This is a genomic window from Buttiauxella agrestis (assembly GCF_900446255.1).
In the GTDB taxonomy this organism is placed as follows: domain Bacteria; phylum Pseudomonadota; class Gammaproteobacteria; order Enterobacterales; family Enterobacteriaceae; genus Buttiauxella; species Buttiauxella agrestis.
On the sequence record NZ_UIGI01000001.1, the window covers coordinates 390,150 to 409,696 of the forward strand.

Here is a 19,547-nt window from a genome sequence, read left to right on the forward strand (position 1 = left end):
GTAATGATGTCGCAGCCGCCGAAAGTTTTGCTGCTATATGCCCATCCGGAGTCACAAGATTCGGTCGCAAACCGCGTCTTACTCCAGCCTGCGCAGAAGCTTGCTAATGTCACTGTGCATGACCTTTATGCGCACTATCCTGACTTTTTTATTGATATCTATCGCGAGCAGGCATTGCTGCAAGAGCACGATGTCATCGTCTTTCAGCACCCTCTTTATACTTATAGCTGCCCGGCGTTACTCAAAGAGTGGCTGGATCGTGTGCTCAGCCGTGGCTTTGCCAGTGGTGTCGGAGGTACAGCTCTCGCGGGAAAGTACTGGCGTAGTGTGATAACCACCGGGGAACCAGAAGGTGCCTATCGCCACGATGGTTTTAATCGCTTTCCACTGACCGATATTTTACGGCCCTTTGAACTGACTGCCGCGATGTGCCGTATGCACTGGATGAATCCAATGATTGTTTATTGGGCGCGTCGTCAGTCTCCCCAAGAGCTTGCCAGCCACGCGAAGGCGTATGGCGAGTGGTTGGCTTCACCAACCCTGCCAGGAGGCCGCTGATGGAAGGTTCGGACGTATTGCTGGCGGGAGTGCTGTTTTTGTTTGCAGCAGTGGTTGCCGTCCCTATTGCTGCCCGGTTGGGGATTGGCGCGGTGCTCGGCTATTTGCTGGCGGGAATCGCCATTGGGCCGTGGGGTTTAGGGTTTATCAGTGACGTAGATGAAATCCTGCACTTTTCGGAGCTGGGTGTTGTGTTCCTGATGTTTATCATTGGGTTGGAACTGAACCCTTCAAAGTTATGGCAGCTCCGGCGTTCTATTTTTGGTGTCGGTGCCGCGCAGGTATTGCTCAGTGCGGTGATACTGGCCGGGTTGTTGATGCTGACGCAGTTTTCCTGGCAAGCGGCAGTCATTGGCGGAATAGGGCTGGCGATGTCCTCGACCGCGATGGCATTGCAATTAATGCGCGATAAAGGCATGAACCGCAATGAATCCGGCCAGCTCGGATTCTCTGTGTTGCTGTTCCAGGATTTAGCTGTCATTCCGGCGATTGCTTTGGTTCCGTTGCTCGCCGGAAATGGTGACGACAGCCCTGACTGGATAAAAATTGGCTTCAAGGTGTTGGCGTTTGCGGGCATGTTGATTGGCGGGCGTTACCTTTTAAAGCCTCTGTTCCGCTTTATTGCAGGCTCCGGCGTGCGGGAAGTCTTCACCGCTGCGGCACTGTTATTGGTGTTGGGTTCAGCGTTATTTATGGATGCGTTGGGCTTTTCAATGGCGCTCGGTACGTTCATCGCAGGTGTATTGCTGGCTGAAAGCGAATATCGCCACGAACTGGAAATCGCTATCGATCCTTTTAAGGGATTGTTGCTCGGACTGTTCTTTATCTCCGTCGGCATGGCACTAAACCTTGGCGTGCTTTACACCCATATTTTCTGGGTTGTCCTGGGCGTCGTGGTGCTGGTGGCGGTGAAAGCCGGTGTGCTGTATGGCCTGTCGTGGTTTTTCGGTTTGCGCAGCTCCGAGCGTTTGCAGTTCTCCGGCGTACTCAGCCAGGGCGGAGAGTTTGCTTTCGTACTGTTCTCAACCGCTTCATCACAAAAGCTGTTCAGCGGTGATCAGATGCCGCTGCTGCTTGTGACCGTTACGTTATCGATGATGACCACGCCGCTACTGATGAAAGGTGTCGATGCCATTCTTGCGCGGCGGTTTAATATTGTTGATGACGAAAACGATGAAAAGCCCTACGTGGAGGACGATCAGCCGCAGGTGATTATTGTCGGCTTCGGACGTTTCGGGCAGGTGATTGGGCGCTTACTGATGGCGAACAAAATGCGCATTACGGTGCTGGAGCGTGATATCAGTTCCGTGAGCCTGATGCGTAAATATGGCTACAAAGTTTATTATGGTGATGCCACCGAACTTGAGTTGTTACGTTCGGCAGGTGCCGAGACGGCAAAGTCGATTGTGATTACCTGTAATGAACCGGAAGACACAATGAAAGTCGTTCATTTGTGTCAACAACACTTTCCACATCTGGCGATACTGGCGCGTGCCAGGGGGCGTGTGGAGGCGCATGAATTATTGCAGGCTGGCGTCACGCAATTCTCCCGCGAGACGTTTTCCAGCGCGCTGGAACTGGGGCGTAAGGCGCTGATGACGTTGGGAATGCATCCCCATCAGGCACATCGTGCGCAGCTTCATTTCCGACGCCTGGATATGAGTATGCTGCGTGAATTAATGCCGATTCATACCGATAACGCACAAATTTCCAGGGTTCGGGAAGCACGTCGTGAGTTGGAAGAGATCTTCGAACGCGAGATGCAGCAAGAGCGTCGGCAGTTTGACGGTTGGGACGATTTTGAATAATTAAGGTGAAGCCAATGCCGGTGCGTAAACGTTTTATTGCCGGGGCTGTTTGCCCTGAATGCCAGACGCGGGATTCCCTCGCGATGTGGCGTGAGAATAATGTCGATATTGTTGAGTGTGTTAAGTGCGGTCATCAAATGCGTGAAGAGGATAAGCAACCTCGGGACCGTGCTCGCGAACAAGAGCAAGTGATCGGGATTTTTCATCCGGACTAGCGAGATGCGCCAGCTTTTTTTAAGCTTAGGGGTACACCGGCGCTAAATTCCGCTACAATCGGCGCCAGTTTTTTTCTCACGCTCGCTCAGGAGATATCATGAAAGTAGCAAAAGACCTGGTGGTCAGCCTGGCTTATCAGGTACGTACAGAAGACGGTGTGTTGGTTGATGAGTCTCCGGTGAGTGCGCCGCTGGACTATCTGCATGGTCACGGCTCCCTGATTTCTGGTCTGGAAACCGCTCTGGAAGGTCACGTTGTTGGTGATCGTTTCGACGTGAACGTTGGCGCAAATGACGCTTATGGCCAATACGACGAAAACCTCGTTCAGCGTGTACCGAAAGACGTCTTCATGGGCGTTGATGAGCTGGAAGTGGGTATGCGCTTCATGGCTGATACCGACCAGGGTCCAGTACCTGTTGAAATTACCGCAGTTGAAGATGAGCACGTTGTTGTCGATGGCAACCACATGCTGGCAGGTCAGAACCTGAGCTTCAACGTAGAAGTTATCGCTATTCGTGAAGCGACTGCTGAAGAACTGGCTCATGGTCACGTTCACGGCGAACACGATCATCACCACGACCATGGTGAAGATGGCTGCTGCGGTGGTCATGGCCACGATCACGGCGACCATGAACATGGTAAAGGTGGTTGCGGCGGTAATGGTGGCTGCGGTTGCCATTAATCCGTTAAGGATGCCGTTAGGAATAAAAAAGGCGTGTCTGTGACACGCCTTTTCTTTTTGTGAAATTAGTAATGCGGGGGCGGAGTTTCTTCGGCTTCTGAAGCTACCATCGAAGGTTGGCTCGCTTTTAGTTTTTCAACCAACAAACGGAAATGCTCGCGCAATTTGACCATCTCCAATTCGTGAGCCGTTACCGTCTGATTTAACTCTTCTATTGTAATCTCCTGGAAAGCGAGACGACTCTCAAGTTCTTCCAGCCGTTGTTCGGTCGATTTTTGTTGCATGGCTAATGACTCCTGGCCTGCGGATGGACAATTCCTGGCGATTCTACTGAAAAATCTCTCTCGATACAGTGTCGTTTTGCGCTGGACGAAACTTCTTTAAACAAAAAGAGTCTGAATTTGTCTCGATAAGACGCGGAGAGATTGTGTAGATTTCTTCCACGACGTTATAGTACGTCTCTTAGTTGATAATAACCTTGGGGTTAGAGGCCCCGGCCCTGGAGAAATGGATGAAATCACTGTTTAAAGTAACGCTACTGGCGACCACGATGGCCGTTGCCCTGAGCGCTCCGGCGTTCGCTGCCCCGGCTGCTGCCGCTAAAGATGCTGCAGCTCCTGCTGCTGCCAGCAACGCGGCATTCAAAAATGACGACCAGAAATCTGCGTACGCATTAGGTGCTTCGCTGGGCCGTTATATGGAAAACTCTCTGAAAGAACAAGAAAAGCTGGGTATCACTCTTGATAAAACTCAGCTTATCGCTGGTGTTCAGGATGCATTTGCTGACAAGAGCAAATTATCCGACCAAGAAATCGAGCAGACTCTGCAAGCTTTTGAAGCTCGCGTGAAGTCTTCTGCTCAAGCGAAAATGGAAAAAGACGCTAAAGAAAACGCGGATAAGGGCAAAGCCTTCCGTGATACTTTCGCAAAAGAGAAAGGTGTTAAAACCTCTTCTACTGGCCTGATGTATAAAATCGACAAAGCCGGTACGGGTGAAGCACCAACGGATAGCGACACTGTTGTTGTGAATTACAAAGGTACGCTGATTGACGGTAAAGAGTTTGATAACTCTTACACCCGTGGCGAGCCACTGTCTTTCCGTCTTGACGGTGTTATCCCAGGCTGGACTGAAGGTCTGAAAAACCTGAAGAAAGGCGGGAAAATCAAACTGGTTATTCCACCAGAATTAGCATACGGAAAAACTGGCGTTCCAGGGATCCCTGCTAACTCCACGCTGGTGTTTGACGTTGAGCTGCTGGATATCAAACCAGCGCCTAAAGCAGACGCTAAACCAGATGCCGCTCCTGCTCCAGAAGCTGAAGCAGCTAAGAGCAAGTAAGGTATGATTAACCGCCGCCCACAGGGGCGGCGGTTTTTTATTTGAGGCAGGGTATAATAAAAGCTGGAAAGCGCATCTTACGCTGTATTACCTTAGCAGACTGCGCAACAACGAGTATGAGTCTGCCCTGACACCATTTAAGCGCGACAGGCTCTCTGTAGAGGGTGGTATCTTTAAATGTCCAATTCGCTTTTAACCAATGAAACCAGTGAGCTTGACTTACTGGACCAGCGTCCTTTTGAACAAACCGACTTTGAAATATTAAAATCCTACGAAGCGGTAGTGGACGGGTTAGCGATGCTGATTGGTTCTCATTGTGAAATTGTGTTGCACTCGCTGCAAGATTTAAAATGTTCCGCCATCCGTATCGCGAATGGTGAACATACCGGGCGCAAAATTGGCTCGCCAATTACCGATCTCGCATTACGAATGCTGCATGATATGACCGGTGCGGACAGTAGCGTTTCTAAATGCTATTTCACACGTGCTAAAAGTGGCGTACTGATGAAGTCAGAAACTATCGCCATTCGGAATCGTGATGAGCGCGTCATCGGACTGCTGTGCATCAACATCAACCTTGATGTGCCGTTCTCGCAAATTATGTCGACGTTTATTCCGCCGGAAACGCCAGAAGTGGCTTCTTCCGTAAACTTTGCTTCCTCAGTAGAAGATTTGGTTATGCAGGCGCTGGAATTCACGATTGAAGAAGTGAATGCCGATCGTAATGTGTCCAACAACGCCAAGAATCGACAGATTGTCCTCAATCTTTACGAGAAAGGCATCTTTGATATCAAAGATGCTATTAACCAGGTTGCCGACCGTTTGAATATTTCTAAACACACGGTGTATCTCTACATCCGTCAATTCAAAAACGGTGATTTCCAGGGGCAGGATAAGTAATGCGTTTTGCCATCCTGGTGACAGGGCCGGCTTATGGCACGCAGCAGGCGAGTAGTGCGTTGCAGTTTTCACAGGCTGTTATCGCCCAGGGACATACGTTGGAAAGCGTCTTCTTCTACCGTGAAGGTGTTTATAACGCGAATCAGCTGACCTCTCCTGCAAGCGATGAATTTGATTTAGTGCGCGCCTGGCAACATCTGCATCAACTGCATGGAGTCGAGCTGCATATTTGCGTGGCTGCCGCGTTACGCCGCGGCGTGACAGACGAAGAACAAGCGATTCAACTTGGTTTACCGTGCCATAACTTGCAGCCTGGTTTCACGCTAAGTGGACTGGGTGCTTTGGCACAAGCCTCTCTGACCTGTGATAGAACGGTGCAATTCTGATGAAGCGCGTGGCATTTATATTTAAAACACCGCCTCATGGAAGCGCTGCTGGCCGGGAAGGGTTGGATGCTTTGCTGGCAACATCAGCGCTAAGCGAAGACATCGGTGTGTTTTTCATTGGTGATGGCGTATTGCAATTGATTCCGGGCCAACAGCCGGGACTTGTCCTCGCAAGAGATTACATCGCAACTTTTCGCGTGCTGCCGCTGTACGACATTGAACAGTGTTATATCTGTGCAGCGTCTATTCGCGAGAGAGGATTGTCTCCAGAAAGTGCCTGGGTGCTTGATGTAAAACCTCTTGAACCAGATGCGCTGAGTGAAATGCTGCATCAGTTTGATGTAGTACTGACTTTCTGAGGCGACATGCTGCATATTTTACAACACTCACCTTTTCAAACAGATCTTGAATCGTTGCTGCGCTGTGTGAAGCCTGGCGACGATCTTTTATTGATACAAAATGCGGTCATCGCGGCGTTATCAGGGACCAAAGCCCTTGATTTACTGCTCTGCGCCCCCATTTCTATTTACGCGCTGCACGAAGATATCGAGGCTCGTGGCTTAACTGCTCAAATTTCGAACGGCATAGGCAAGGTCAGCTATACTGATTTCGTCGGATTGACAGTTAAACACGAACAGCAGATTACCTGGTAAAATCCAGGATTGTTGTATATTTCTTGACACCTTTTCGGCTCAGCCCTAAAATTCTGCGTCCTCATATTATATGAGGCCGTTTTATTACGTGTTTACGAAGCAAAAGCTAAAACCAGGAGCTATTTAATGGCAACAGTTAATCAGCTGGTTCGCAAACCACGCGCTCGCAAAGTTGCAAAAAGCAACGTGCCTGCGCTGGAAGCCTGCCCGCAGAAACGTGGCGTATGTACTCGTGTATATACTACCACTCCTAAGAAACCAAACTCCGCACTGCGTAAAGTATGCCGTGTGCGTTTGACTAACGGTTTTGAAGTTACCTCCTACATCGGCGGTGAAGGTCACAACCTGCAGGAACACTCCGTGATCCTGATCCGTGGTGGTCGTGTAAAAGACTTGCCAGGTGTTCGTTACCACACCGTTCGTGGTGCACTTGACTGCTCCGGCGTTAAAGACCGTAAGCAATCTCGTTCCAAGTATGGCGTGAAACGTCCTAAGGCTTAATGGTTTCCGTTAAGTAAGGCCAAACGTTTTAAATAAATGTCAAACTCAATAGAGTTTTGGACAACCCTGAATTAACAACGGAGTATTCCCATGCCACGTCGTCGCGTCATTGGTCAACGTAAAATTCTTCCAGATCCTAAGTTCGGATCAGAGTTGCTGGCCAAATTTGTAAACATTCTGATGGTAGATGGTAAGAAATCTACTGCTGAATCTATCGTGTATACCGCGCTGGAGACCCTGGCTCAGCGTTCTGGTAAACAAGCTCTGGAAGCTTTCGAAGTCGCTCTGGACAACGTTCGTCCGACTGTCGAAGTTAAGTCCCGCCGTGTTGGTGGTTCTACTTATCAGGTTCCAGTAGAAGTACGTCCGGTTCGTCGCAATGCTCTGGCAATGCGTTGGATCGTAGAAGCTGCTCGTAAACGCGGTGATAAATCCATGGCTCTTCGCCTGGCGAACGAACTTTCTGATGCTGCAGAAAATAAAGGCACTGCAGTTAAGAAACGTGAAGACGTTCACCGTATGGCTGAAGCCAACAAGGCGTTCGCTCACTACCGTTGGTAATCCCTTCGGAGTGTTAGTCACCAAGCGGGCGCTTCATGTGAGCTGCCCGCTTTGGGTTACTTAAATGAACGTCCTAGGATATAGAGGAATCAAATGGCTCGTAAAACACCCATTGAGCGCTATCGTAACATCGGTATCAGTGCTCACATCGACGCCGGTAAGACTACTACTACCGAACGTGTTCTGTTCTACACCGGTGTAAACCACAAAATCGGTGAAGTTCATGATGGCGCAGCCACCATGGACTGGATGGAGCAGGAGCAGGAACGTGGTATTACCATCACGTCTGCTGCGACCACCTGTTTCTGGTCTGGTATGGCCAAACAGTTCGAACCACACCACATCAACATCATCGACACCCCAGGGCACGTTGACTTCACCATCGAAGTTGAACGTTCCATGCGTGTTCTTGATGGGGCGGTAATGGTTTACTGTGCTGTTGGTGGTGTTCAGCCACAGTCTGAGACCGTATGGCGTCAGGCAAACAAATATAAAGTTCCACGTATCGCGTTCGTTAACAAAATGGACCGTATGGGTGCTAACTTCCTGAAAGTTGTTGATCAGATTGAAAAACGTCTGGGCGCAACTCCGGTGCCTCTGCAATTGGCAATCGGCGCGGAAGAGAAATTCACCGGTGTTGTTGACCTGGTGAAAATGAAAGCCATCAACTGGAACGAAGCCGATCAGGGCGTGACCTTCGAATACGAAGAGATCCCAGCTGATATGCAGGAACTGGCCGAAGAATGGCGCCAGAAACTGGTTGAAGCCGCTGCTGAAGGTTCTGACGAACTGATGGAGAAATTCTTTGGTGGCGAAGAGCTGACTGAAGAAGAGATCAAAACTTCTCTGCGTAAGCGCGTACTGAACAACGAAATTATCTTGGTTACCTGTGGTTCTGCATTTAAGAACAAAGGTGTTCAGGCGATGCTGGATGCGGTTGTTGAATACCTGCCAGCTCCAACTGACGTTACTGCGATTAACGGTATGCTGGACGACGGTAAAGACACTCCGGCTGTTCGTCACTCTGACGACAACGAGCCGTTTGCTGCTCTGGCGTTCAAAATCGCAACTGACCCGTTTGTTGGTAACCTGACCTTCTTCCGCGTTTACTCTGGCGTGGTTAACTCTGGTGATACCGTGTTCAACCCGGTGAAATCAGCACGTGAGCGTCTGGGCCGTATCGTACAGATGCACGCCAACAAACGTGAAGAGATCAAAGAAGTTCGCGCTGGCGACATCGCTGCAGCTATTGGTCTGAAAGAAGTGACTACTGGTGATACCCTGTGTGACCAGGACAACGTGATCATTCTGGAGCGCATGGAATTCCCTGAGCCAGTAATTTCGATCGCTGTTGAACCAAAAACCAAAGCTGACCAGGAAAAAATGGGTCTGGCTCTGGGTCGTCTGGCTAAAGAAGATCCATCATTCCGCGTATGGACTGATGAAGAAACCAACCAGACTATCATCGCTGGTATGGGTGAGCTTCACCTCGACATCATCGTTGACCGTATGAAACGTGAATTCAACGTTGAAGCTAACGTTGGTAAACCTCAGGTTGCTTACCGTGAAGCGATTCGCGCGAAAGTTACCGATGTTGAAGGTAAACACGCTAAGCAGTCTGGTGGTCGTGGTCAGTACGGTCATGTTGTTATCGACATGTACCCACTGGAGCCGGGTTCGAATCCGAAAGGTTACGAGTTCGTCAACGACATCAAAGGTGGTGTGATCCCAACGGAATACATCCCTGCTGTTGATAAAGGCATCCAGGAGCAGCTGAAGTCTGGTCCTCTGGCGGGTTACCCAGTAGTAGATCTCGGCGTGCGTCTGCACTTCGGTTCTTACCACGACGTTGACTCCTCCGAACTGGCGTTTAAACTGGCCGCTTCTATCGCCTTCAAAGATGGCTTTAAGAAAGCAAAACCAGTTCTGCTTGAGCCTATCATGAAGGTTGAAGTTGAAACTCCGGAAGAGAACACCGGTGACGTTATCGGTGACCTTAGCCGTCGTCGTGGTCAGCTGAAAGGTCAAGAATCTAACGCTACTGGCGTTCAGATTCACGCTGAAGTTCCGTTGTCTGAAATGTTCGGTTACGCAACTCAATTGCGTTCTCTGACCAAAGGTCGTGCATCTTACTCCATGGAATTCCTGAAGTATGATGACGCGCCAAACAACGTTGCTCAGGCCGTAATCGAAGCTCGCGGTAAATAAGCCCCGAGTTTAAAAAACATTGATCCCGTGCTCTCTCCTTGAGGGGAGAGCGCAACAGTAAGGAATATAGCCGTGTCTAAAGAAAAATTTGAACGTACAAAACCGCACGTCAACGTCGGTACTATCGGCCACGTTGACCATGGTAAAACCACTCTGACTGCAGCAATCACTACCGTTCTGGCTAAAACCTACGGCGGTTCTGCTCGTGCATTCGACCAGATCGATAACGCACCAGAAGAAAAAGCTCGTGGTATCACCATCAACACTTCCCACGTTGAATATGACACCCCGACTCGCCACTACGCGCACGTTGACTGCCCAGGGCACGCCGACTACGTCAAAAACATGATCACCGGTGCTGCTCAGATGGACGGTGCTATCCTGGTTGTTGCTGCGACTGATGGCCCAATGCCACAGACCCGCGAGCACATCCTGCTGGGTCGCCAGGTTGGCGTTCCATTCATGATCGTGTTCATGAACAAATGTGACATGGTTGATGACGAAGAGCTGCTGGAACTGGTAGAAATGGAAGTTCGTGAACTTCTGTCTGCTTATGACTTCCCGGGCGACGATATCCCAGTTGTACGTGGTTCAGCGCTGAAAGCGCTGGAAGGCGAAGCAGAGTGGGAAGCTAAAATCATCGAGCTGGCTGGCCACCTGGATAACTACATCCCAGAACCAGAGCGTGCTATCGACAAGCCATTCCTGCTGCCAATCGAAGACGTATTCTCCATCTCCGGCCGTGGTACTGTTGTTACCGGTCGTGTAGAGCGTGGTATCGTTAAAGTGGGCGAAGAAGTAGAAATCGTTGGTATCAAAGATACCGTGAAATCTACCTGTACTGGCGTTGAAATGTTCCGCAAACTGCTGGACGAAGGCCGTGCTGGTGAGAACGTTGGTGTTCTGCTGCGTGGTATTAAGCGTGAAGATATCGAACGTGGTCAGGTTCTGGCTAAGCCAGGCTCTATCAAGCCGCACACTCAGTTCGAGTCAGAAGTTTATATCCTGTCCAAAGATGAAGGCGGTCGTCATACTCCGTTCTTCAAAGGCTACCGTCCACAGTTCTACTTCCGTACAACTGACGTGACTGGTACCATCGAACTGCCAGAAGGCGTTGAGATGGTCATGCCGGGCGACAACATTCAGATGGTTGTTACCCTGATCCACCCAATCGCAATGGACGACGGCCTGCGTTTCGCAATCCGTGAAGGCGGCCGTACTGTAGGCGCTGGTGTTGTTGCTAAAGTTATCGCTTAATCGCTGATACCTTTATATGAAAAAAGAGCGCTTAGGCGCTCTTTTTTTTTGCCTATTTTGCCGCTTCTCACCTGTATCAAACATCCGTGTGCTATTGTAATCATAACTATTCTCATTTACACTTTGCGCGTAATTTGAACGGGAGTGCTTATGTACGTTTGTTTGTGTAATGGTGTAAGTGATAAAAAAATTCGGCAGGCTGTACGCCAGTTTCATCCACAATCTTTCCAGCAGCTTCGCAAGTTTGTGCCTGTGGGAAACCAATGTGGCAAGTGCATTCGCGCAGCAAGAGAAATCATGCAAGAAGAGTTATTGCAGATCCCAGAATTTAAAGAGATCGCCTAAGCCAGTCACTTTTTTTTGACTTACTCCGTGCTACATCTACGCTTCATGTAGTGGAAGCGGAGGGAGTAAAAAATGAAAGGTGATATTAAGATAATAAATTATCTCAATAAATTATTGGGAAACGAGCTTGTCGCGATCAATCAGTATTTTCTCCATGCGAGAATGTTCAAAAACTGGGGCTTAATGCGCCTCAACGAAGTTGAATACCACGAATCCATCGATGAAATGAAACACGCCGATAAATATATCGAGCGGATTTTGTTCCTCGAAGGTATTCCTAACCTACAAGACTTAGGCAAACTTCACATCGGAGAGGATGTCGAAGAAATGCTTCAGTCCGATCTCAACTTAGAAATGGATGGCGCTAAAGATTTACGCGAAGCCATTGCGTACGCAGATACCATTCATGACTACGTTAGTCGGGATATGATGATACAAATTCTTGCCGAAGAAGAGCATCACATCGATTGGTTAGAAACTGAATTGGATCTCATTTCAAAAATTGGTTTGCAAAATTATCTACAATCGCAAATCAAAGAAGGAAACTGAGTTCTTTAAACTGTGGGAGGGAAGAGCAAATCCATCCTACAGAACCACCCGCTATCGCGAGGTTTGGTCCGAAAGGTAGCGGAGTGGTAGCAAGTGAAAGACGATTCCCCAGTAACAATTTTGTTATCAAGGCAAAAAGCAATCCAGATGTTGCCGCCGCTAATGTTATCCATCCTAAACTCTGCCAACCATGCCACGCCCCCAGGGCGGATAACAATTTCATATCGCCGTATCCAATTCCTTCCCAGCCTCGCCAGTAATAGTAAACCCAATAGAGTACCCACAAACTCAAATACCCGATAATGGCTCCAAGTACACAGTCAGATAAGTGTTCCGGTGCAAAACAGATTTGAAATATCAATCCAGACCACAAAAGAGGGTAGTTCAGTCTATCCGGTAGCAGCAAGCTTCGATAATCAATCCAGGCCAGGCGCAGTAAAAGCCCAACATGCAGGACAATAAAAAGTAAAAGGACCGGGGTAGAGGAGATAAACATTACGTAAAAGTACTCTTCAAAAAGATGTCTTCCCAAGCTAGTGAAATGAATGGGTCAAAGCAAAATGACAATTGCTGATTTACGAGGGGTCTTCCCAAAAAGTTCTCTCGCCACTTACGGAAGACATTTACCCTGCAAAGAGAATCGTATTCCCGCACAAAAGATTGTTTAATTCGTATCCATGGCTTGCTTAAGGTGCAGATTTACGTATAATGCGCGGGCCTGTCTTAATCGATGGCTGGCTCGATATGAGCCTGACAGCGAAGCTGCTGTCGACAATGTTCCCAATTGGGGAACTATGTATGAACGATTACACTCCCCCATCAATCGTAATGGGTGCGAGTAGTGATTTTTTTCGTCTATAAAATAATTGGAGCTATGGTCTCATGCAGAGCCAAAGAATCCGTATCCGCCTTAAAGCGTTTGATCATCGTCTGATCGATCAATCAACTGCGGAAATCGTCGAGACTGCTAAGCGCACTGGTGCGCAAGTACGTGGTCCGATCCCGCTGCCGACCCGCAAAGAGCGCTTTACCGTTCTGATCTCTCCGCACGTCAACAAAGACGCGCGTGATCAGTACGAAATTCGCACTCACAAGCGTCTGGTTGACATCGTTGAGCCAACTGAGAAAACCGTTGATGCTCTGATGCGTCTGGATCTGGCTGCTGGTGTTGATGTGCAGATCAGCCTGGGTTAATCAGGTCATTGACGATTGAGAGGTTGAAACAATGATTGGTTTAGTCGGTAAAAAAGTGGGTATGACCCGTATCTTCACAGAAGACGGCGTTTCTATCCCAGTAACCGTGATCGAAGTAGAAGCAAACCGTGTTACTCAGGTTAAAGACCTGGCTAACGACGGCTACCGTGCTGTTCAAGTTACCACTGGCGCTAAAAAAGCTAGCCGTGTAACTAAGCCGGAAGCTGGTCACTTCGCTAAAGCTGGCGTAGAAGCTGGCCGTGGCCTTTGGGAATTCCGTCTTGCAGAAGGCGAAGAGTTCACTGTAGGTCAAGACATTAGCGTTGAGCTGTTTGCTGAAGTTAAAAAAGTTGACGTAACTGGCACCTCTAAAGGTAAAGGTTTCGCAGGTACCGTTAAGCGCTGGAACTTCCGTACCCAGGACGCTACACACGGTAACTCCTTGTCTCACCGCGTTCCGGGTTCTATCGGTCAGAACCAGACTCCGGGCAAAGTGTTCAAAGGCAAGAAAATGGCAGGCCAACTGGGCAACGAACGTGTAACTGTTCAGAGCCTGGATGTAGTACGCGTTGACGCTGAGCGCAACCTGCTGCTGGTTAAGGGTGCAGTTCCGGGTGCAACCGGTAGCGACCTTATTGTTAAACCAGCTGTGAAGGCGTGAGGAGATAGCAATGGAATTAGTATTGAAAGACGCGCAAAGCGCGCTGACTGTTTCCGAAACTACCTTCGGTCGTGATTTCAACGAAGCGCTGGTACACCAGGTTGTAGTTGCTTATGCAGCTGGTGCCCGTCAAGGTACTCGTGCTCAGAAGACCCGTGCTGAAGTAACTGGTTCCGGTAAAAAGCCGTGGCGCCAGAAAGGTACCGGCCGTGCGCGTTCAGGTTCTATCAAGAGCCCGATCTGGCGTTCCGGTGGCGTAACCTTCGCTGCTCGCCCGCAGGACCACAGTCAAAAAGTTAACAAAAAGATGTACCGCGGAGCGCTGAAAAGCATTCTGTCCGAACTGGTACGTCAGGATCGTCTGATCGTTGTCGAGACGTTCTCTGTAGAAGCGCCTAAAACTAAGCTGCTTGCTCAGAAACTGAAAGACATGGCCCTGGAAGATGTGCTGATCGTAACTGGCGAACTGGATGAGAATCTGTTCCTGGCTGCGCGTAACCTGCATAAGGTTGACGTGCGCGATGCAGCAACAATCGATCCAGTTAGCCTGATCGCCTTCGACAAAGTCGTTATGACTGCTGATGCAGTTAAGCAAGTTGAGGAGATGCTGGCATGATCCGTGAAGAACGTCTGCTGAAAGTACTGCGCGCGCCGCACGTATCTGAAAAAGCATCTATGGCGATGGAAAAAACAAATACCATCGTTCTCAAAGTTGCAAAAGACGCGACCAAAGCAGAGATCGTTGCTGCTGTTGAGAAACTGTTCGAAGTTGAAGTTAAAGGCGTTAATACCTTGGTTGTTAAAGGTAAAACTAAGCGTCATGGACAGCGTATCGGTCGTCGTAGCGACTGGAAAAAAGCTTACGTCACCCTGAAGGAAGGCCAGAATCTGGACTTCGTCGGCGGCGCTGAGTAAGTCGGAGGAGAAAAACAATGGCAGTTGTTAAATGTAAACCGACATCTCCGGGTCGTCGCCACGTAGTTAAAGTGGTCAACCCTGAGCTGCATAAGGGCAAACCATTTGCTCCGCTGGTTGAAAAAAACAGCAAATCCGGTGGCCGTAACAACAATGGTCGTATCACTACTCGTCACATCGGTGGTGGTCACAAGCAGGCTTATCGTATTGTTGACTTTAAACGCAACAAAGACGGTATCCCGGCAATTGTTGAACGTCTTGAGTACGATCCGAACCGTTCTGCGAACATCGCACTGGTTCTGTACAAAGATGGCGAACGCCGTTACATCCTGGCCCCTAAAGGCCTGAAAGCTGGCGACCAGATTCAATCTGGCGTTGATGCTGCAATCAAAGCAGGTAACACCCTGCCGATGCGCAATATCCCGGTTGGTTCTACCGTTCATAACGTAGAAATGAAACCAGGTAAAGGCGGTCAGCTTGCACGTTCTGCTGGTACCTATGTGCAGATCGTTGCACGTGATGGTGCTTACGTTACCCTGCGTCTGCGTTCTGGTGAAATGCGTAAAGTCGAAGCTGACTGCCGTGCAACCATGGGCGAAGTCGGTAACTCTGAGCATATGCTCCGCGTTCTGGGTAAAGCAGGTGCTGCACGCTGGCGTGGTGTTCGTCCTACCGTTCGCGGTACTGCGATGAACCCAGTCGACCACCCACACGGTGGTGGTGAAGGTCGTAACTTTGGTAAGCACCCGGTAACTCCGTGGGGCGTTCAGACCAAAGGTAAGAAGACCCGCAGCAACAAGCGTACTGATAAATTCATCGTACGTCGCCGTAGCAAATAATTTTAGAGGATAAGCCATGCCACGTTCTCTCAAGAAAGGTCCTTTTATTGACCTGCACTTGCTGAAGAAGGTAGAGAAAGCGGTGGAAAGCGGTGACAAGAAGCCCCTGCGCACTTGGTCCCGTCGTTCAACGATCTTTCCTAACATGATCGGTTTGACCATCGCTGTCCATAATGGTCGTCAGCATGTTCCGGTATTTGTTTCCGACGAAATGGTCGGTCACAAACTGGGTGAATTTGCACCGACACGTACTTATCGCGGCCACGCTGCTGATAAAAAAGCCAAGAAGAAATAAGTAGGAGGAAGAGATGGAAACTTTAGCTCAACATCGCCACGCTCGTTCTTCTGCTCAAAAGGTTCGCCTTGTTGCAGACCTTATTCGCGGTAAGAAAGTGTCGCAGGCACTGGAAATTTTGACCTTCACCAACAAGAAAGCTGCGGTATTGGTCAAGAAAGTTCTGGAATCTGCCATTGCTAACGCTGAACACAACGATGGCGCTGACATTGACGATCTGAAAGTCGCGAAAATCTTCGTAGACGCAGGCCCAAGCATGAAGCGCATTATGCCGCGTGCAAAAGGTCGTGCAGATCGCATCCTGAAGCGCACCAGCCACATTACTGTGGTTGTGTCCGATCGCTGAGACTCTGGAGACTAGCAATGGGTCAGAAAGTACATCCTAATGGTATTCGCCTGGGTATTGTAAAACCTTGGAACTCTACTTGGTTTGCGAACACCAAAGAATTCGCTGACAACCTGGACAGCGATTTTAAAGTTCGTCAGTACCTGACTAAGGAACTGGCGAAGGCGTCTGTATCTCGTATCGTTATCGAGCGTCCAGCTAAGAGCATCCGTGTGACTATTCACACTGCTCGCCCTGGCATCGTAATCGGTAAGAAAGGCGAAGACGTAGAAAAACTGCGCAAGGTCGTAGCGGATATCGCTGGCGTTCCTGCACAGATCAATATCGCCGAAGTTCGTAAGCCTGAACTGGACGCAAAATTGGTTGCTGATAGCATCACTTCACAGCTGGAACGTCGTGTTATGTTCCGTCGTGCTATGAAGCGTGCTGTACAGAACGCCATGCGTCTGGGCGCTAAAGGTATCAAAGTTGAAGTTAGCGGCCGTCTGGGTGGCGCTGAGATCGCACGTACCGAATGGTATCGTGAAGGTCGCGTGCCATTGCACACACTGCGTGCTGACATTGACTACAACACCTCTGAAGCGCACACCACTTATGGTGTAATCGGCGTTAAAGTGTGGATCTTCAAAGGTGAGATCCTGGGTGGGATGGCTGCTGTTGAACAACCGGAAAAACCGGCTGCTCAACCTAAAAAGCAGCAGCGTAAAGGCCGTAAGTAAGGAGAGTCGCTGTGTTACAACCAAAGCGTACAAAATTCCGTAAAGTGCACAAAGGCCGCAACCGTGGTCTGGCTGCTGGTACGGATGTTAGCTTCGGCACTTTCGGTCTGAAAGCTGTTGGCCGTGGTCGTCTGACTGCACGTCAGATCGAAGCAGCACGTCGTGCAATGACCCGTGCAGTTAAGCGTCAGGGTAAGATCTGGATCCGTGTATTCCCGGACAAACCGATCACCGAAAAGCCGCTTGAAGTGCGTATGGGTAAAGGTAAAGGCAACGTAGAGTATTGGGTTGCCTTGATTCAGCCTGGCAAAGTCCTGTATGAAATGGACGGCGTACCAGAAGAGCTGGCCCGTGAAGCATTCAAGCTGGCAGCAGCGAAACTGCCGATTAAAACCACCTTTGTAACTAAGACGGTGATGTAATGAAAGCAAAAGAGCTGCGTGAAAAGAGTGTTGAAGAGCTGAACACCGAGCTGCTGAATTTGCTGCGTGAGCAGTTCAATCTGCGTATGCAAGCAGCAAGTGGCCAGCTGCAACAGACTCACCTGCTGAAGCAAGTGCGTCGTGATGTTGCACGTGTTAAGACTTTATTGACTCAGAAGGCGGGTGCGTAATGACCGATAAAATCCGTACTCTGCAAGGTCGCGTGATTAGCAACAAAATGGAGAAATCCATCGTTGTTGCTATCGAACGTGTGGTGAAACACCCGATTTACGGTAAATTCATCAAACGTACGACCAAACTGCACGTACATGACGAGAGCAATGAATGTGGTATTGGTGACGTGGTTGAAATCCGCGAATGCCGTCCACTGTCCAAGACTAAGTCCTGGACGCTTGTTCGCGTTGTAGATAAAGCTGTTCTGTAATACAGTGAGCTTTGTCTAACGAATAAACGGCTCAGTAAATGAGCCGTTTATTTTTTCTACCCATATTCAGGAACCGGTGTTATAATGCCGCGCCCTCGTTTATGGGGCTTTTTAACGACCTAATTATGGGTCCCGAAGTAGTAGTTGACATTAGCGGAGCACTGAAATGATCCAAGAACAGACTATGCTGACCGTAGCCGACAACTCCGGCGCGCGTCGCGTAATGTGTATCAAGGTTCTGGGTGGCTCGCACCGTCGCTACGCAGGCGTCGGCGACATCATCAAAATTACCATCAAGGAAGCAATTCCTCGTGGTAAGGTGAAGAAAGGCGATGTCCTGAAAGCGGTAGTGGTGCGCACCAGGAAGGGTGTTCGTCGCCCGGACGGTTCTGTCATTCGCTTCGATGGTAATGCATGCGTTATTTTAAATAATAACAGCGAGCAACCAATCGGCACGCGTATTTTTGGGCCGGTAACTCGTGAACTGCGTAATGAAAAGTTCATGAAAATTATCTCTCTGGCACCAGAAGTACTCTAAGGAGCGAATCATGGCAGCTAAAATCCGTCGTGATGACGAAGTTATCGTGTTAACCGGTAAAGATAAAGGTAAGCGCGGTAAAGTTAAGAATGTCTTGTCTTCCGGCAAGCTAATTGTTGAAGGTATTAACCTGGTTAAGAAACATCAGAAGCCGGTTCCGGCCCTGAACCAACCAGGTGGCATCGTTGAAAAAGAAGCTGCTATTCAAGTTTCTAACGTTGCACTCTTCAATGCGGCAACCGGCAAGGCTGACCGTGTAGGCTTTAGATTCGAAGAGGGCAAAAAAGTCCGTTTCTTCAAGTCTAACAGCGAAACTATCAAGTAATTTGGAGTAGTACGATGGCGAAACTGCATGATTACTACAAAGACGAAGTAGTTACAAAACTCATGACTGAGTTTAACTACAATTCTGTCATGCAAGTCCCTCGGGTCGAGAAGATCACCCTGAACATGGGTGTGGGTGAAGCGATCGCTGACAAGAAACTGCTGGATAACGCAGCAGCTGACTTGACAGCAATCTCCGGTCAAAAGCCGTTGATCACCAAAGCACGCAAATCAGTTGCAGGCTTCAAAATCCGTCAGGGCTATCCGATCGGCTGTAAAGTAACTCTGCGTGGCGAACGCATGTGGGAGTTTCTTGAGCGCCTGATCACCATTGCTGTACCGCGTATCCGTGACTTCCGTGGCTTGTCCGCTAAGTCATTCGATGGTCGTGGTAACTACAGCATGGGTGTCCGTGAGCAGATCATCTTCCCAGAAATCGACTATGACAAAGTCGATCGCGTTCGTGGTTTGGATATTACCATTACCACTACTGCGAAATCTGATGATGAAGGCCGTGCTCTGCTGGCAGCCTTTAACTTCCCATTCCGTAAGTAAGGTAGGGTTACTAATGGCTAAGCAATCGATGAAAGCACGCGAAGTCGTTCGCGTGAAACTGGCCGACAAATACCGCGCTAAACGCGAGGAATTGAAAGCTATCATCTCTGGTGTGAACTCATCCGACGAAGATCGTTGGGATGCTGTTCTTAAGCTGCAGTCTCTGCCGCGTGATTCCAGCCCGTCCCGTCAGCGTAACCGCTGCCGCCAAACTGGTCGTCCGCATGGTTATGTGGGCAAATTCGGGTTGAGCCGTATCAAGCTTCGTGAAGCCGCTATGCGCGGTGAAGTACCTGGCTTGAAGAAGGCTAGCTGGTAATATCCAATTGAA

General features: G+C 49.3%; 32 protein-coding genes. 30 read left to right on the forward strand and 2 right to left on the reverse strand.

Translation table 11 applies throughout. The annotated features are described in order from the left end of the window. Window positions 1-6 precede the first annotated feature (6 nt). The 4 genes from kefG (at window position 7) to slyD (ending at window position 3,264) form a co-directional block, all read left to right on the forward strand. Window positions 7-558, forward strand: a complete 552-nt coding sequence (gene kefG / locus DY231_RS01835) for a glutathione-regulated potassium-efflux system ancillary protein KefG (RefSeq protein ID WP_034499057.1) — start codon at window positions 7-9, stop codon at window positions 556-558. Next, a complete protein-coding gene (gene kefB / locus DY231_RS01840; RefSeq protein ID WP_115627096.1) occupies window positions 558-2,366 on the forward strand; it encodes a glutathione-regulated potassium-efflux system protein KefB in 1,809 nt (602 codons plus the stop codon). The genes kefG and kefB overlap by 1 nt, the downstream gene beginning before the upstream one ends. A 14-nt stretch (window positions 2,367-2,380) precedes the next feature. Continuing rightward, window positions 2,381-2,581 carry a YheV family putative zinc ribbon protein gene (locus DY231_RS01845; RefSeq protein WP_034499052.1) on the forward strand — a complete coding sequence of 67 codons (201 nt, stop codon included), beginning with the start codon at window positions 2,381-2,383 and terminating at the stop codon, window positions 2,579-2,581. Window positions 2,582-2,679: 98 nt separating this feature from the next. Continuing rightward, on the forward strand, window positions 2,680-3,264 hold the full coding sequence (slyD, locus tag DY231_RS01850) for a peptidylprolyl isomerase (RefSeq protein ID WP_034499051.1): 585 nt from the start codon (window positions 2,680-2,682) through the stop codon (window positions 3,262-3,264). A gap of 65 nt (window positions 3,265-3,329) precedes the next feature. Here slyD and DY231_RS01855 read toward each other — a convergent pair whose 3' ends face one another. Next, entirely contained in the window at window positions 3,330-3,548 is a 219-nt protein-coding gene (locus DY231_RS01855; RefSeq protein ID WP_034460204.1) for a protein SlyX, read from the reverse strand. A 227-nt stretch (window positions 3,549-3,775) separates the two neighbouring features. On the opposite strand from DY231_RS01855, the gene fkpA reads away from it, so the two are divergent. The 11 genes from fkpA to bfr all read left to right on the forward strand — a co-directional run bounded on the left by fkpA (window position 3,776) and on the right by bfr (window position 11,963). Then, the gene (fkpA, locus tag DY231_RS01860; RefSeq protein ID WP_115627097.1) at window positions 3,776-4,603 is read left to right on the forward strand and encodes an FKBP-type peptidyl-prolyl cis-trans isomerase; all 828 of its coding nucleotides are present in this window, start codon (window positions 3,776-3,778) and stop codon (window positions 4,601-4,603) included. A 177-nt stretch (window positions 4,604-4,780) separates the two neighbouring features. Beyond that, window positions 4,781-5,503 (forward strand): helix-turn-helix transcriptional regulator, encoded by a 723-nt coding sequence (locus DY231_RS01865; RefSeq protein ID WP_034460202.1) that lies wholly within the window; start codon window positions 4,781-4,783, stop codon window positions 5,501-5,503. Further along, window positions 5,503-5,889 (forward strand): sulfurtransferase complex subunit TusD, encoded by a 387-nt coding sequence (gene tusD / locus DY231_RS01870; protein ID WP_115627098.1) that lies wholly within the window; start codon window positions 5,503-5,505, stop codon window positions 5,887-5,889. The genes DY231_RS01865 and tusD overlap by 1 nt, the downstream gene beginning before the upstream one ends. Continuing rightward, window positions 5,889-6,248: a sulfurtransferase complex subunit TusC gene (gene tusC, locus DY231_RS01875; protein ID WP_115627099.1), complete on the forward strand. Its 360-nt coding sequence runs from the start codon at window positions 5,889-5,891 to the stop codon at window positions 6,246-6,248. The genes tusD and tusC overlap by 1 nt, the downstream gene beginning before the upstream one ends. A gap of 6 nt (window positions 6,249-6,254) precedes the next feature. Continuing rightward, the gene (tusB, locus tag DY231_RS01880) at window positions 6,255-6,542 is read left to right on the forward strand and encodes a sulfurtransferase complex subunit TusB (protein ID WP_115627100.1); all 288 of its coding nucleotides are present in this window, start codon (window positions 6,255-6,257) and stop codon (window positions 6,540-6,542) included. 126 nt (window positions 6,543-6,668) lie between these two features. Then, on the forward strand, window positions 6,669-7,043 hold the full coding sequence (gene rpsL / locus DY231_RS01885) for a 30S ribosomal protein S12 (RefSeq protein WP_003023654.1): 375 nt from the start codon (window positions 6,669-6,671) through the stop codon (window positions 7,041-7,043). 90 nt (window positions 7,044-7,133) lie between these two features. Continuing rightward, window positions 7,134-7,604: a 30S ribosomal protein S7 gene (gene rpsG / locus DY231_RS01890; protein WP_034499040.1), complete on the forward strand. Its 471-nt coding sequence runs from the start codon at window positions 7,134-7,136 to the stop codon at window positions 7,602-7,604. A 93-nt stretch (window positions 7,605-7,697) separates the two neighbouring features. Next, a complete protein-coding gene (fusA, locus tag DY231_RS01895) occupies window positions 7,698-9,812 on the forward strand; it encodes an elongation factor G (RefSeq protein WP_034499038.1) in 2,115 nt (704 codons plus the stop codon). Window positions 9,813-9,884: 72 nt separating this feature from the next. Continuing rightward, window positions 9,885-11,069, forward strand: coding sequence for an elongation factor Tu (tuf, locus tag DY231_RS01900; protein WP_115627101.1), 1,185 nt, complete (start codon window positions 9,885-9,887; stop codon window positions 11,067-11,069). A gap of 150 nt (window positions 11,070-11,219) precedes the next feature. Beyond that, window positions 11,220-11,414 carry a bacterioferritin-associated ferredoxin gene (gene bfd / locus DY231_RS01910; RefSeq protein ID WP_034461786.1) on the forward strand — a complete coding sequence of 65 codons (195 nt, stop codon included), beginning with the start codon at window positions 11,220-11,222 and terminating at the stop codon, window positions 11,412-11,414. Window positions 11,415-11,486: 72 nt separating this feature from the next. Then, window positions 11,487-11,963, forward strand: coding sequence for a bacterioferritin (gene bfr / locus DY231_RS01915; protein ID WP_034499033.1), 477 nt, complete (start codon window positions 11,487-11,489; stop codon window positions 11,961-11,963). Here bfr and DY231_RS01920 read toward each other — a convergent pair. Further along, a complete protein-coding gene (locus DY231_RS01920; RefSeq protein ID WP_115627102.1) occupies window positions 11,947-12,459 on the reverse strand; it encodes a prepilin peptidase in 513 nt (170 codons plus the stop codon). The two genes, bfr and DY231_RS01920, sit on opposite strands and share 17 nt — an antisense overlap. Before the next feature lie 386 nt (window positions 12,460-12,845). Here DY231_RS01920 and rpsJ point away from each other — a divergent pair, with 386 nt between their 5' ends. The 15 genes from rpsJ to rpsN all read left to right on the forward strand — a co-directional run bounded on the left by rpsJ (window position 12,846) and on the right by rpsN (window position 19,535). Beyond that, window positions 12,846-13,157, forward strand: coding sequence for a 30S ribosomal protein S10 (gene rpsJ, locus DY231_RS01925; protein WP_034461784.1), 312 nt, complete (start codon window positions 12,846-12,848; stop codon window positions 13,155-13,157). A 31-nt stretch (window positions 13,158-13,188) separates the two neighbouring features. Then, window positions 13,189-13,818 carry a 50S ribosomal protein L3 gene (gene rplC, locus DY231_RS01930; RefSeq protein WP_034461783.1) on the forward strand — a complete coding sequence of 210 codons (630 nt, stop codon included), beginning with the start codon at window positions 13,189-13,191 and terminating at the stop codon, window positions 13,816-13,818. Window positions 13,819-13,828: 10 nt separating this feature from the next. Continuing rightward, a complete protein-coding gene (gene rplD, locus DY231_RS01935) occupies window positions 13,829-14,434 on the forward strand; it encodes a 50S ribosomal protein L4 (RefSeq protein ID WP_034499031.1) in 606 nt (201 codons plus the stop codon). Beyond that, complete coding sequence (gene rplW, locus DY231_RS01940; protein WP_034499029.1) at window positions 14,431-14,733, forward strand: 50S ribosomal protein L23; 303 nt, start codon at window positions 14,431-14,433, stop codon at window positions 14,731-14,733. Before rplD ends, rplW begins: the two co-directional genes overlap by 4 nt. A gap of 17 nt (window positions 14,734-14,750) precedes the next feature. Beyond that, entirely contained in the window at window positions 14,751-15,572 is an 822-nt protein-coding gene (rplB, locus tag DY231_RS01945; RefSeq protein ID WP_034499027.1) for a 50S ribosomal protein L2, read from the forward strand. 16 nt (window positions 15,573-15,588) lie between these two features. Further along, window positions 15,589-15,867, forward strand: a complete 279-nt coding sequence (rpsS, locus tag DY231_RS01950; protein ID WP_001138115.1) for a 30S ribosomal protein S19 — start codon at window positions 15,589-15,591, stop codon at window positions 15,865-15,867. Between the two features lie 13 nt (window positions 15,868-15,880). Then, a complete protein-coding gene (rplV, locus tag DY231_RS01955; protein WP_034461779.1) occupies window positions 15,881-16,213 on the forward strand; it encodes a 50S ribosomal protein L22 in 333 nt (110 codons plus the stop codon). Window positions 16,214-16,230: 17 nt separating this feature from the next. Continuing rightward, window positions 16,231-16,932 (forward strand): 30S ribosomal protein S3, encoded by a 702-nt coding sequence (rpsC, locus tag DY231_RS01960; RefSeq protein WP_000529945.1) that lies wholly within the window; start codon window positions 16,231-16,233, stop codon window positions 16,930-16,932. 11 nt (window positions 16,933-16,943) lie between these two features. Beyond that, entirely contained in the window at window positions 16,944-17,354 is a 411-nt protein-coding gene (gene rplP, locus DY231_RS01965) for a 50S ribosomal protein L16 (RefSeq protein WP_008927134.1), read from the forward strand. Next, the gene (gene rpmC / locus DY231_RS01970) at window positions 17,354-17,545 is read left to right on the forward strand and encodes a 50S ribosomal protein L29 (protein ID WP_008457158.1); all 192 of its coding nucleotides are present in this window, start codon (window positions 17,354-17,356) and stop codon (window positions 17,543-17,545) included. The genes rplP and rpmC overlap by 1 nt, the downstream gene beginning before the upstream one ends. Next, on the forward strand, window positions 17,545-17,799 hold the full coding sequence (gene rpsQ / locus DY231_RS01975) for a 30S ribosomal protein S17 (RefSeq protein WP_034499024.1): 255 nt from the start codon (window positions 17,545-17,547) through the stop codon (window positions 17,797-17,799). The genes rpmC and rpsQ overlap by 1 nt, the downstream gene beginning before the upstream one ends. Window positions 17,800-17,965: 166 nt before the next feature. Next, window positions 17,966-18,337 (forward strand): 50S ribosomal protein L14, encoded by a 372-nt coding sequence (rplN, locus tag DY231_RS01980; RefSeq protein WP_002438705.1) that lies wholly within the window; start codon window positions 17,966-17,968, stop codon window positions 18,335-18,337. Window positions 18,338-18,347: 10 nt separating this feature from the next. Next, on the forward strand, window positions 18,348-18,662 hold the full coding sequence (rplX, locus tag DY231_RS01985) for a 50S ribosomal protein L24 (RefSeq protein ID WP_034461774.1): 315 nt from the start codon (window positions 18,348-18,350) through the stop codon (window positions 18,660-18,662). Window positions 18,663-18,676: 14 nt separating this feature from the next. Further along, the gene (gene rplE / locus DY231_RS01990) at window positions 18,677-19,216 is read left to right on the forward strand and encodes a 50S ribosomal protein L5 (RefSeq protein ID WP_034461772.1); all 540 of its coding nucleotides are present in this window, start codon (window positions 18,677-18,679) and stop codon (window positions 19,214-19,216) included. A gap of 13 nt (window positions 19,217-19,229) precedes the next feature. After that, window positions 19,230-19,535 (forward strand): 30S ribosomal protein S14, encoded by a 306-nt coding sequence (gene rpsN / locus DY231_RS01995; protein WP_034499021.1) that lies wholly within the window; start codon window positions 19,230-19,232, stop codon window positions 19,533-19,535. Window positions 19,536-19,547 lie beyond the last annotated feature (12 nt).

Coding starts and splice junctions, on each gene's coding strand:
- rpmC (WP_008457158.1), top strand. CDS start 17,354: ATGAAAGCAAAAGAGCTGCGTGAAAAGAGTGTTGAAGAGCTGAACACC.
- kefB (WP_115627096.1), top strand. CDS start 558: ATGGAAGGTTCGGACGTATTGCTGGCGGGAGTGCTGTTTTTGTTTGCA.
- rpsG (WP_034499040.1), top strand. CDS start 7,134: ATGCCACGTCGTCGCGTCATTGGTCAACGTAAAATTCTTCCAGATCCT.
- DY231_RS01920 (WP_115627102.1), bottom strand. CDS start 12,459: ATGTTTATCTCCTCTACCCCGGTCCTTTTACTTTTTATTGTCCTGCAT.
- rpsC (WP_000529945.1), top strand. CDS start 16,231: ATGGGTCAGAAAGTACATCCTAATGGTATTCGCCTGGGTATTGTAAAA.
- kefG (WP_034499057.1), top strand. CDS start 7: ATGTCGCAGCCGCCGAAAGTTTTGCTGCTATATGCCCATCCGGAGTCA.
- rplV (WP_034461779.1), top strand. CDS start 15,881: ATGGAAACTTTAGCTCAACATCGCCACGCTCGTTCTTCTGCTCAAAAG.
- DY231_RS01855 (WP_034460204.1), bottom strand. CDS start 3,548: ATGCAACAAAAATCGACCGAACAACGGCTGGAAGAACTTGAGAGTCGT.
- rpsN (WP_034499021.1), top strand. CDS start 19,230: ATGGCTAAGCAATCGATGAAAGCACGCGAAGTCGTTCGCGTGAAACTG.
- rplB (WP_034499027.1), top strand. CDS start 14,751: ATGGCAGTTGTTAAATGTAAACCGACATCTCCGGGTCGTCGCCACGTA.
- rplN (WP_002438705.1), top strand. CDS start 17,966: ATGATCCAAGAACAGACTATGCTGACCGTAGCCGACAACTCCGGCGCG.
- DY231_RS01865 (WP_034460202.1), top strand. CDS start 4,781: ATGTCCAATTCGCTTTTAACCAATGAAACCAGTGAGCTTGACTTACTG.
- rpsJ (WP_034461784.1), top strand. CDS start 12,846: ATGCAGAGCCAAAGAATCCGTATCCGCCTTAAAGCGTTTGATCATCGT.
- rpsQ (WP_034499024.1), top strand. CDS start 17,545: ATGACCGATAAAATCCGTACTCTGCAAGGTCGCGTGATTAGCAACAAA.
- tusC (WP_115627099.1), top strand. CDS start 5,889: ATGAAGCGCGTGGCATTTATATTTAAAACACCGCCTCATGGAAGCGCT.
- rplW (WP_034499029.1), top strand. CDS start 14,431: ATGATCCGTGAAGAACGTCTGCTGAAAGTACTGCGCGCGCCGCACGTA.
- fusA (WP_034499038.1), top strand. CDS start 7,698: ATGGCTCGTAAAACACCCATTGAGCGCTATCGTAACATCGGTATCAGT.
- bfd (WP_034461786.1), top strand. CDS start 11,220: ATGTACGTTTGTTTGTGTAATGGTGTAAGTGATAAAAAAATTCGGCAG.
- slyD (WP_034499051.1), top strand. CDS start 2,680: ATGAAAGTAGCAAAAGACCTGGTGGTCAGCCTGGCTTATCAGGTACGT.
- tusD (WP_115627098.1), top strand. CDS start 5,503: ATGCGTTTTGCCATCCTGGTGACAGGGCCGGCTTATGGCACGCAGCAG.
- rplX (WP_034461774.1), top strand. CDS start 18,348: ATGGCAGCTAAAATCCGTCGTGATGACGAAGTTATCGTGTTAACCGGT.
- rpsS (WP_001138115.1), top strand. CDS start 15,589: ATGCCACGTTCTCTCAAGAAAGGTCCTTTTATTGACCTGCACTTGCTG.
- bfr (WP_034499033.1), top strand. CDS start 11,487: ATGAAAGGTGATATTAAGATAATAAATTATCTCAATAAATTATTGGGA.
- rplE (WP_034461772.1), top strand. CDS start 18,677: ATGGCGAAACTGCATGATTACTACAAAGACGAAGTAGTTACAAAACTC.
- rpsL (WP_003023654.1), top strand. CDS start 6,669: ATGGCAACAGTTAATCAGCTGGTTCGCAAACCACGCGCTCGCAAAGTT.
- tusB (WP_115627100.1), top strand. CDS start 6,255: ATGCTGCATATTTTACAACACTCACCTTTTCAAACAGATCTTGAATCG.
- fkpA (WP_115627097.1), top strand. CDS start 3,776: ATGAAATCACTGTTTAAAGTAACGCTACTGGCGACCACGATGGCCGTT.
- DY231_RS01845 (WP_034499052.1), top strand. CDS start 2,381: ATGCCGGTGCGTAAACGTTTTATTGCCGGGGCTGTTTGCCCTGAATGC.
- rplC (WP_034461783.1), top strand. CDS start 13,189: ATGATTGGTTTAGTCGGTAAAAAAGTGGGTATGACCCGTATCTTCACA.
- rplD (WP_034499031.1), top strand. CDS start 13,829: ATGGAATTAGTATTGAAAGACGCGCAAAGCGCGCTGACTGTTTCCGAA.